This is a genomic window from Zemynaea arenosa, from assembly GCF_004614185.1.
In the GTDB taxonomy this organism is placed as follows: domain Bacteria; phylum Pseudomonadota; class Gammaproteobacteria; order Burkholderiales; family Burkholderiaceae_D; genus Telluria; species Telluria arenosa.
The window spans coordinates 1-8,288 of sequence record NZ_SPVF01000156.1; the positions used below are offsets into that span (position 1 = coordinate 1).

Below are 8,288 nucleotides of genomic sequence, written 5' to 3' on the forward strand. Positions count from 1 at the left end.
CGCCCTCACCTTCTCGCTGGCCTGGCATGCGGCGGGCGGGCCGGGCACGCTGGCGGGGCTGCCGCTGGCGGTCGGCGTGGCGCTCGGCGAGCTGCTGGGGGAACTCGGCGTGCGCGTGGAACTCAAATGGCCGAACGATGTGCTCAAGGACGGCGCCAAGCTGGCGGGCATCCTGATCGAAACCGCGTCCGCGCCGCGCGGCGGCACCTGGGTGGTGATCGGCATCGGCCTGAACCTGGCGATGCCGGATGAACTGGAAGCGCAGATCGGCCGCGGCGTGGCCTCGGCCACCTGGCTGGCGCAGATGGACCGCAACGTGCTGCTGGGCCGCATCCTCGATGCGCTGGCGGGCATGCTGGATGAATTCGCGCGCTCCGGCTTTGCCGCCTTCAGCGCGCGCTGGAACCGGCTGCACGGCTGGCAGGGCCACGCGGTGCACATCCTCGACCAGGGCAAGGTCCTGCAGGAAGGCCTGGCCGTGGGCGTGGACGATACCGGCCAGCTGCTGCTCGATACCGCCGCGGGCCGTGTGGCAGTGGTGTCGGGCGACGTGTCCCTGCGCCTGAAAGTGTGAACGGATAAGGAGAGCATCATGCTGCTGCTGATCGATGCCGGTAACTCGCGCGTGAAATGGGCGCTGGCCAACGACGCCGCGCCGCTCGGCCAGTGGAGCGCCAGCGGCGCCGTCACGCATGCGGAGCTGGAGTCCCTGCCCACGCACTGGCTGGGCCTCGAGATCAAGCGCACCCTCGCCTGCAATGTCGCTGGCCCGCAGATGCGCGCACGGCTCGACGCCCTGCTGCCCTCGGGCGCCGCGTGGCTGGAATCGAAGCCGGAGCTCAAGGGCATGCGCAACCTGTACCGCAATCCCGCGCAGCTGGGGGTGGACCGCTTTGCCGCCGCCCTGGCTGCGCGCACGCTCGCCTCAGGCAAGCCCGCCATCGTCGCGATGTGTGGCACCGCCACGACGGTGGACGCCATCACGTCCCAAGGTGACTTCGCCGGCGGCATGATCCTGCCCGGCCTCGCGCTGATGGCCAACGCCCTGGCCCGCAACACCGCGCAGCTGCCGCAGGTCGAACCGCGCGAGCTGCCCGGCGGCTTTGCCGACAACACGGATGACGCCATCGTCTCCGGCATCCTGTCCGCGCAGGCGGGCGCCATCGAGCGCGCGGTGGCGCTGCACAAGGCGGAGGTGCTGTTCCTGTCCGGCGGCGCCGCCCCTTGGGTGGCCCCCGCCCTGCGCGTGCCGTTCCAACTCGTGGATAATATGGTGCTGGCCGGGCTCCATGCCGCGGCCCTGTAAGAATCGAGAGTGAGAGAGTGAGGATCGCCACCGTGCTCAAATTCCTGTTCTGGTCCCTGCTGGTCGTGAATGGCGTGATCTACGCCTATGGGCACGGCTACCTTGGCAGCTTCCATGGCAACGAGCATGAGCCGCAGCGCTTGCGCGCCCAGGTCAACACGGACAAGCTGACCCTCGTCTCGGCCGCGCAGGCGGAAGCCGCCGCCGCCAAGGCTGCATCGGCGCCATCCGACGAAGAAGGGGCCGCTCCGGCGGCGGAGAAGAAGGACCTGGTGGCCTGCACCGAGATCGGCAACTTCAGCGAGCTGCAGGCCAAGCGCTTCGAAAACCAGCTCGGTGAATTCGACTTTGGCACCAAACAGACCCGGCTCCCGGTGCCCACCACCGAAGTCACCCAGCACGTGGTCTACATCCCCTCGCCAGGCAGCAAGGAGGCGGCCGACCGCAAAGCGGCGGAACTGAAGGAACTGGGTGTCACCAACTTCTATATCATCCCGGACAACGGCCCGATGAAGTGGGCCATCTCGCTCGGCGTCTTCAAGTCCGACGCCGCCGCGCAGACTCTGCTCGCGGGCCTGAACAAGCAGGGCGTGCACAGTGCGCGCGTGGGCGGCCGCGGGCCGACTGTGAACAAGTACGCCTACCAGTTCCGCCAGATCGACACCGGCGTGCGCGCGCAGCTGGACAAGCTGCGCCAGGCCTACGGCGGGATCGACATCCGCACCTGCAAGCCGTAGGCAGCAAGCCAGTCACACACATGATCGGGAGATCTGCATGCTGTCCAGCTCAATCGCCGCCTTCGTCCACTTTGCCGCGGCCTTCGCGCTGGTCGGTGCGCTGGTGTTCGAGTGGCAGACGCTCACCGCGGCGCCGACACGGGAACAGGCCAAACGCATCGGCGCGGCGGACGCCATCTATGGACTCTCGGCGGTGGCGCTGCTGGTGGCCGGCTTCCTGCGCGTGTTCTACTTTGAAAAGGGCAGCGCGTACTACTTCGCCAATCCCTTCTTCCACCTGAAGCTCACGCTGTTCATCGTGACCGGGCAGCTGTCGATCTACCCCACCCTGCGCTTCCTCAGCTGGCGCAAGGTGCTGGCGGCGGGCGGCACGCCGGTGCTGCAGCCGCGCGAACATGCGCTGGCGGCGCGGCTCATCAAGATCCAGCTGCTGCTCATCGTGGGCATCGTGCTGTGTGCCTCGCTGATGGCGCATGGCGTCGGCGCCTGAGCGCCCGGAACTTAAACGAGACTTGGAGGAACCATGGCCATCCTGATCGTCGGACTGCTGCTCCTGCTGATGGGGCTATTCGCGGGACTGGTGCTGGTGCTGGTGCCGTTCGGCGTGGCGCTGTTTTCGGCCAACCTGATCCTGTGGGGACTGTTCCCGCTCTTCACGCTGATCGGCTTCGTGCTGTGCGTGACCACGGCGGGCCGCGCGGGCATCCGCAACGTGGCGCTGGGCGCCTCGTGGTTCCTGCTGGTCCTCGCGATCGGCTCCGCCGCTGGCCTGCTGGCCGACGGCGTCGGGCTGATCGCGCCGGCTGCGGGCACCTTCTCACTCTGGTACGTGATGGTGGTGGCGGGACTGCTGGGCGCCCTCGGCGCCGCGGCCTTCAGCACCCGCCCGCACTCCCCCGCTTAGGCCAACGCGCGCTGCAGTGCGTCCTCGAACAGCTCACTGTCCGAGAAAATCTGGATCAGGTTCCCGGTCTGCGACCGGTGCTGGGCGATGGCCACGGTCAGGTTCATGAGCTTCGATCCCGCGTACACCCACACGCGCTTGAGCGAAGTTCGGTGCTGTGCAAAGAAGCGCGTCCACTCCTCAGCCACCGGCACTGTCACGCTCACGCTGTCGTCCGTGTGAATGTACAGTTCCAGCGGCTGGTAGCGCATCACTTCCATGCGCAGTTCGTCCAGCGTGGCGGTGCCGAACTGGCCGGCATCCACGCCGCGCACGTCGACCCGCAGCAGACCAGGTTTCAGCCGGATGAACGTGAACGAGGCGCTGCCGTCGCGCAGTGCGACGCAGTTGGGGTTAATGATGTGGCGTTCCATATTCAGCGCTTGACGATAATCGGACGGAGACCCAGCGACACCGGCAGCGCTTCTTCGGCGGCGCTGGCGTCGCGGCGGGTGACGAAGGGTCCGCAGAACAGGCGGTAGATGGCGCCGGCCTGCACCACTTCCAGCTGCGCGAGTACGCCGCCGTACTTCTGCAGGCGCGCCATCACTTCATTGGCGCGGTCGGCCTTGGAAAAGGCGCCCAGCTGCAGGTAGAAGAACGGCGCCGCTCCCGCAGCCTGCGCGGTCTCCTTGGCCGGTTCGGACGGCAGCTTGGCCGACACCTTGACCGTCGGCGTGGCGCTGGCGATCGACAGTGGCGCCTCGCCTGGCAGCGCGCGGTCTTCCAGCATCAGCGCAGAAATCGCCGGCGCCACCGCGTCATTCGGCGCCTTGGCCGCACCGCTGGCCGGACGCGTATCGGCGATGGTCAGCGAAGGCGCCACGCGGCGGTTGGCCCACAGGTTGTTCTGGCCCGGGATCAGGCGCTCGACCTCCACCTCATGGCTGCCCGCGCCGAGAAGCCCCAGCTTGAGCGCCGCCGTGTACGACAGGTCGATCACGCGGTCCGCATGAAACGGCCCGCGGTCGTTGATGCGCACCACCACGCTGCGCCCCGTCACGATGCTGGTCACGCGTGCGTAGGACGGAATCGGCAGGGTCGGATGCGCGGCCGTCATCTTGTACATGTCGTAAAGCTCACCCGACGACGTCTTCTGGCCATGGAATTTCTTGCCATACCAGCTGCCCACCCCGCGCTGCGAGAAGGCCGAGTTGTCCGTGATCGGCACATAGGTCTGCCCGAACACCACGTAGGGCCGGTTCGCGCGCGGGAGCAGCGGTTCGTCCTTCACCTCCGCGTCCGGCACGTCCCACAGCCCGGGCGGCGGATTGTCGCCGGGGCCATCGTCCTGGTAGTAGCCGCCGCGTCCCGATCCAGCCGACGGCAGCGCGGGCAGGCTGCCCAGCTTGGGCTGGGTGCCGCGCGCGGACGGCCCGGGCATCGGCGACACCGGGCGGTGGGTGGGCTCGGAGGCGCACCCCGCCAGCACGGCGGCGACGATGGCGGCAGCGAGTAGCCGGACGCGCGCCGTCACGTCTGCACCAGCTTTCTGTGCCGCTGGATGCTCATCAGGATGCCTGCACCCGCACCCAGCGTGAGCAACGCCGTGCCGCCGTAGCTCATGAACGGCAGCGGCACGCCCACCACCGGCAGGATCCCGCTCACCATGCCGATGTTCACGAACGCGTAGGTGAAGAAGATCATCGTGATCGCGCCCGCCAGCAGGCGCGTGAAGAAGCTGGGCGCGTTCGCCGCGATGTACAGCCCGCGCCCGATCAGCAGCAGGTAGAGGAACAGCAGCACCAGGTTACCGACCAGCCCAAACTCCTCCGAGTACACGGCAAAGATGAAGTCCGTGGTGTGCTCCGGGATGAATTCCAGGTGCGCCTGCGTGCCATGCAGCCAGCCCTTGCCGAAGATGCCGCCCGAGCCGACCGCGATGGTCGACTGGATGATGTGGAAGCCCTTGCCGAGCGGGTCCGCCGAGGGGTCGATCAGCGTCATCACGCGTTCGCGCTGGTAGTCGTGCATCATGGACCAGGCCACTGGCAGGCTCGCGGCACCGGCCAGCGCCAGCCCGATGATGGTCTTCCACGACAGGCCCGCCAGGAAGATCACGTAGAACCCGGCCGCCGCCACCAGCAGCGCGGTGCCGAGGTCCGGCTGCTTCATGATCAGGCCCACCGGGATCATCAGCAGGATCGCGGCCACCACGTAGGAGTGCCAGCGCAACATTCCCGACTTGGCCTGGAAGTACCAGGCCAGCATGAGCGGCATGGCGATCTTCATCATCTCCGAGGGCTGGAAGTCCACGCCCACGTGCAGCCAGCGGCGCGCGCCCTTCTTGATGGTCCCGAACAAGAACACTGCGACCAGCAGCGCAACCCCGAAGGTGTAGATCGGCACCGCCGCCCGCATCAGCGTCTGCGGCGGGATGTTCGCGCAGATCCACATGAAGATGAAGGCGACGATGATGTTACGGATTTGCGCTTCCACGCGGCCCGGAAAGTCGATGCCCGCCGAGTACAGCGTGAGCAGGCCCGCCGACAGCAGCAGGAAGAGGAACAGCGCCAGCGGCCCGTCGAACACGGTGAAGTAGGGCCGCAGGCGGCGCCACAGCGAACGGCGCTCATGGATGCGCACCATGGCTTACTCCTTGTTCCCCGGCGTCTCGCCGCCGGGCGGATGGTTGACGATGCCCGCGTCGGACCTGGCTTCCTCGACCGGGATGTTGGTGTCGCCGGACGGCAGCGCCGGCGGCAGCGGCGTGCCCGGTGCGGGCGGCACACCCGGCGCACCCGGGGTTCCCGGTGGCGGCGGCACCTTGGGCGGCGGCCTCTTGCCGAGCAGGTAATAGTCGAGCGCCTTGCGTACGATCGGCGCCGCGAACTCCGCGCCAAAGCCCACGTTCTCCACCACGATGGCGATCGCGATCTTCGGCTTGTCCGCCGGGGCGAAAGCGGTGTAGAGCGCGTTGTCGCGCAGGTGGGCGGCAATGGTCTTGGCGTTGTACTTTTGGTTCTGGGCGATGGTCACCACCTGCGCGGTACCGGTCTTGCCCGCCGAGATATAGCCCGCGTTGGCAAAGGCGCGGTAGGCCGTGCCGCGCGGGTCCTGGGTCACGCCCACCATCGCGCTCTTGATGAAATCGATGTTCTCCTGCTTGAGCGGGATGCGCTTGGTCTCCTTGGGCACCGTCAGCTTGCGCGCCTTGGTGGAGGCGTCCTCGATGATCTTGACCAGGTGCGGCTTCATGTCCACGCCATCGTTGGCCAGGGTGGCCACGGCGTGCGCGATCTGCAGCGGGGTGTAGCTGTTGTAGCCCTGGCCGATCGAGACCGAGACCGTGTCGCCGCCCTGCCAGCGCTGCGCCGCGCGATTCTTCTTGAAGCGCTCCGCCTTCCACTGCTTGGACGGCAGCACGCCCGCCTTCTCGTGTTCCAGGTCGATGCCGGTCTGCTGGCCGAACCCGAACTGCTGCATGAAATCGTGGATGCGGTCGATGCCCATCTCGTTGCCGAGCATGTAGTAATAGGTGTCGCAGGACGCGGCGATGGACGCGAACATGTCCACATAGCCGTGGCCTTCCGGCTTGTCGTCGCGGAAGCGGTGCCCGCCCAGCATGAAGAAGCCGGGGTCGCGGATGGACCAGCTCTTGTCGCGCATGCCGTATTCCAGCGCGGCCAGCGCCATGAAGGGCTTGAAGGTCGACCCGGGGGGATAAGTGCCGGACAGGGGGCGGTTCACCATCGGCCGGTCCGGAGAGGTATTCAGCTCGGTCCAGCTCTGCGAGTCGATGCCGTCCACGAACAGGTTCGGATCGTAGCCCGGCTTCGACACATAAGCCAGGATGTCGCCCGTCTCCGGCTCGATGGCCACCAGTGCGCCGCGGTAGTCGCCAAAGGCTTCTTCCACCACCTTCTGCAGCTCGATGTCGATCGACAGGATCAGGTTCGCGCCCGGCGTGGCCGGGGTGCGCGACAGGGTGCGGATGGCGCGGCCGCCCGCGCTCTTTTCCACTTCCTCGTAGCCGGTTTGGCCGTGCAGGAGCTTTTCATAGCTCTTCTCGAGGCCTTCCTTGCCGATATGGTCGGTGCCGTTGTAGTTCGCTTCGTCCTCGGTGCCGTCGAAGGCCTTGGCCTCGGCCTGGTTGATCCGACCGATGTAGCCGATCACGTGGGACGCGACATCGCCCAGCGGGTACTGGCGGAACAAACGGGCCTGCACTTCCACGCCCGGAAAGCGGAAGCGCTGCGCGGTGAAGCGCGCCACTTCGTCATCGGTCAGGCGGGTGCGCAGCGGGATGCTCTCGAAGTTGCGCGACTCTTCCATCAGGCGCTTGAAGCGCTTGCGGTCCTTGGGGTCGATCTCGACCAGCTTGGCCAGTTCGTCGATCACGGAGTCCATGTTCGCACGCAGCTTGGACGGCGTGATCTCCAGCGTGTAGGCCGAGTAGTTGCGGGCCAGGACCACGCCGTTGCGGTCGACGATCAGCCCGCGGTTGGGGACGATGGGGACGATGGCGATACGGTTGTCCTCGGCCAGCGCGGCGTAGTCGCTGTGCTTCACGACTTGCAGCCACACGAAGCGCGCGACCAGCAGGCCAAAGCAGACGAACACGAAGATCACGGCGGCCGTCAGGCGCATCCGGAACTTGTGCAGTTCGCGTTCGTTGTCGTGGATTTCGGTCATGCGGGCGCGGTGCGTCGGGCGTCAGATGGGACGCGTGTGGTCCTTGTCCACCGCACGGCGCTGGGGCGCCAGCAGCAGCATGGTGATGACGGGCCACAGGATCATGGCGACCACGCTGTCGAGGAAATTGAGCCAGCCGGGGAAGCGGCCGGACACGATCACGCGCACCACGGCCTGGATGGCCTGGGTGAGCAGCAGCAGCGGGAACACGTGCAGGGCCTGGGTCATGATCGGGAACCACAGCACGCGGCGGTGGATCATGATGGCGAGGTAGGACAGCAGGGTGTACGCGAGCGCGTTCTCGCCAAGCAGGGTCGCTTCATGCACGTCCATCAGAAGGCCCATGGTGAAGGCGAGGCCGATGCCGACCTTGCGCGGCTGGTGGATACCCCAGAACACCAGCACTAGCGCCACGAAGTCAGGGGTGCCGACCCAGTGGCCCCACGGCAGGAGGTTGAGCATGAAGGCGCACACCAGGCTGAAGGCGATGAACAGCGGGCTGGCGGGCAGCAGGATGTAGTGCGGGCGGTTCACTGGCCGTTACCTCGAACTGGAGTCGCTGCCGCGGGCTGCGGTGGCGCGGTGGGACGGGCAGCAGCAGCGTTGGGCTGCGCCGGGGCACGGGTGGCGGGCGCAGTGCCCGTGCCAGCGGCGGGCGAAGCGGCGG

Annotated in this window: 10 protein-coding genes; 5 read left to right on the forward strand and 5 right to left on the reverse strand. The window is 67.3% G+C overall.

What is annotated here, in order from left to right:
• The 5 genes from E4L96_RS12590 to E4L96_RS12610 all read left to right on the forward strand — a co-directional run.
• Window positions 1-574, forward strand: a 574-nt coding sequence (locus E4L96_RS12590) for a biotin--[acetyl-CoA-carboxylase] ligase (protein WP_135207575.1), incomplete at its 5' end; no start/stop codon positions are given.
• 18 nt (window positions 575-592) lie between these two features.
• Entirely contained in the window at window positions 593-1,306 is a 714-nt protein-coding gene (locus E4L96_RS12595; protein WP_135207576.1) for a type III pantothenate kinase, read from the forward strand.
• 32 nt (window positions 1,307-1,338) lie between these two features.
• The gene (locus E4L96_RS12600) at window positions 1,339-2,043 is read left to right on the forward strand and encodes an SPOR domain-containing protein (protein ID WP_135207577.1); all 705 of its coding nucleotides are present in this window, start codon (window positions 1,339-1,341) and stop codon (window positions 2,041-2,043) included.
• 37 nt (window positions 2,044-2,080) lie between these two features.
• The gene (locus E4L96_RS12605; protein ID WP_135207578.1) at window positions 2,081-2,533 is read left to right on the forward strand and encodes a DUF2214 family protein; all 453 of its coding nucleotides are present in this window, start codon (window positions 2,081-2,083) and stop codon (window positions 2,531-2,533) included.
• Between the two features lie 33 nt (window positions 2,534-2,566).
• Window positions 2,567-2,947: a hypothetical protein gene (locus tag E4L96_RS12610; RefSeq protein ID WP_135207579.1), complete on the forward strand. Its 381-nt coding sequence runs from the start codon at window positions 2,567-2,569 to the stop codon at window positions 2,945-2,947.
• On the opposite strand, the gene E4L96_RS12615 is transcribed toward E4L96_RS12610, so the two are convergent.
• From E4L96_RS12615 to mreD, 5 genes are read right to left on the reverse strand one after another with little or no spacing between them, the layout of a single operon-like run.
• Complete coding sequence (locus E4L96_RS12615; protein ID WP_135207580.1) at window positions 2,944-3,360, reverse strand: hypothetical protein; 417 nt, start codon at window positions 3,358-3,360, stop codon at window positions 2,944-2,946. The genes E4L96_RS12610 and E4L96_RS12615 overlap by 4 nt on opposite strands.
• Before the next feature lie 2 nt (window positions 3,361-3,362).
• A complete protein-coding gene (locus tag E4L96_RS12620; protein WP_229414442.1) occupies window positions 3,363-4,463 on the reverse strand; it encodes a septal ring lytic transglycosylase RlpA family protein in 1,101 nt (366 codons plus the stop codon).
• The gene (gene rodA, locus E4L96_RS12625) at window positions 4,460-5,575 is read right to left on the reverse strand and encodes a rod shape-determining protein RodA (RefSeq protein WP_135207581.1); all 1,116 of its coding nucleotides are present in this window, start codon (window positions 5,573-5,575) and stop codon (window positions 4,460-4,462) included. The genes E4L96_RS12620 and rodA overlap by 4 nt, the downstream gene beginning before the upstream one ends.
• Window positions 5,576-5,578: 3 nt before the next feature.
• Entirely contained in the window at window positions 5,579-7,621 is a 2,043-nt protein-coding gene (mrdA, locus tag E4L96_RS12630) for a penicillin-binding protein 2 (RefSeq protein WP_135207582.1), read from the reverse strand.
• 21 nt (window positions 7,622-7,642) lie between these two features.
• Window positions 7,643-8,155, reverse strand: coding sequence for a rod shape-determining protein MreD (gene mreD / locus E4L96_RS12635; protein WP_135207583.1), 513 nt, complete (start codon window positions 8,153-8,155; stop codon window positions 7,643-7,645).
• Window positions 8,156-8,288: the final 133 nt, after the last annotated feature.

Bases quoted from the DNA above. Each gene is read 5' to 3' on its own strand.
- E4L96_RS12595 (WP_135207576.1), top strand. From the start codon at position 593: ATGCTGCTGCTGATCGATGCCGGTAACTCGCGCGTGAAATGGGCGCTG.
- E4L96_RS12605 (WP_135207578.1), top strand. From the start codon at position 2,081: ATGCTGTCCAGCTCAATCGCCGCCTTCGTCCACTTTGCCGCGGCCTTC.
- E4L96_RS12610 (WP_135207579.1), top strand. From the start codon at position 2,567: ATGGCCATCCTGATCGTCGGACTGCTGCTCCTGCTGATGGGGCTATTC.
- E4L96_RS12615 (WP_135207580.1), bottom strand. From the start codon at position 3,360: ATGGAACGCCACATCATTAACCCCAACTGCGTCGCACTGCGCGACGGC.
- rodA (WP_135207581.1), bottom strand. From the start codon at position 5,575: ATGGTGCGCATCCATGAGCGCCGTTCGCTGTGGCGCCGCCTGCGGCCC.
- mrdA (WP_135207582.1), bottom strand. From the start codon at position 7,621: ATGACCGAAATCCACGACAACGAACGCGAACTGCACAAGTTCCGGATG.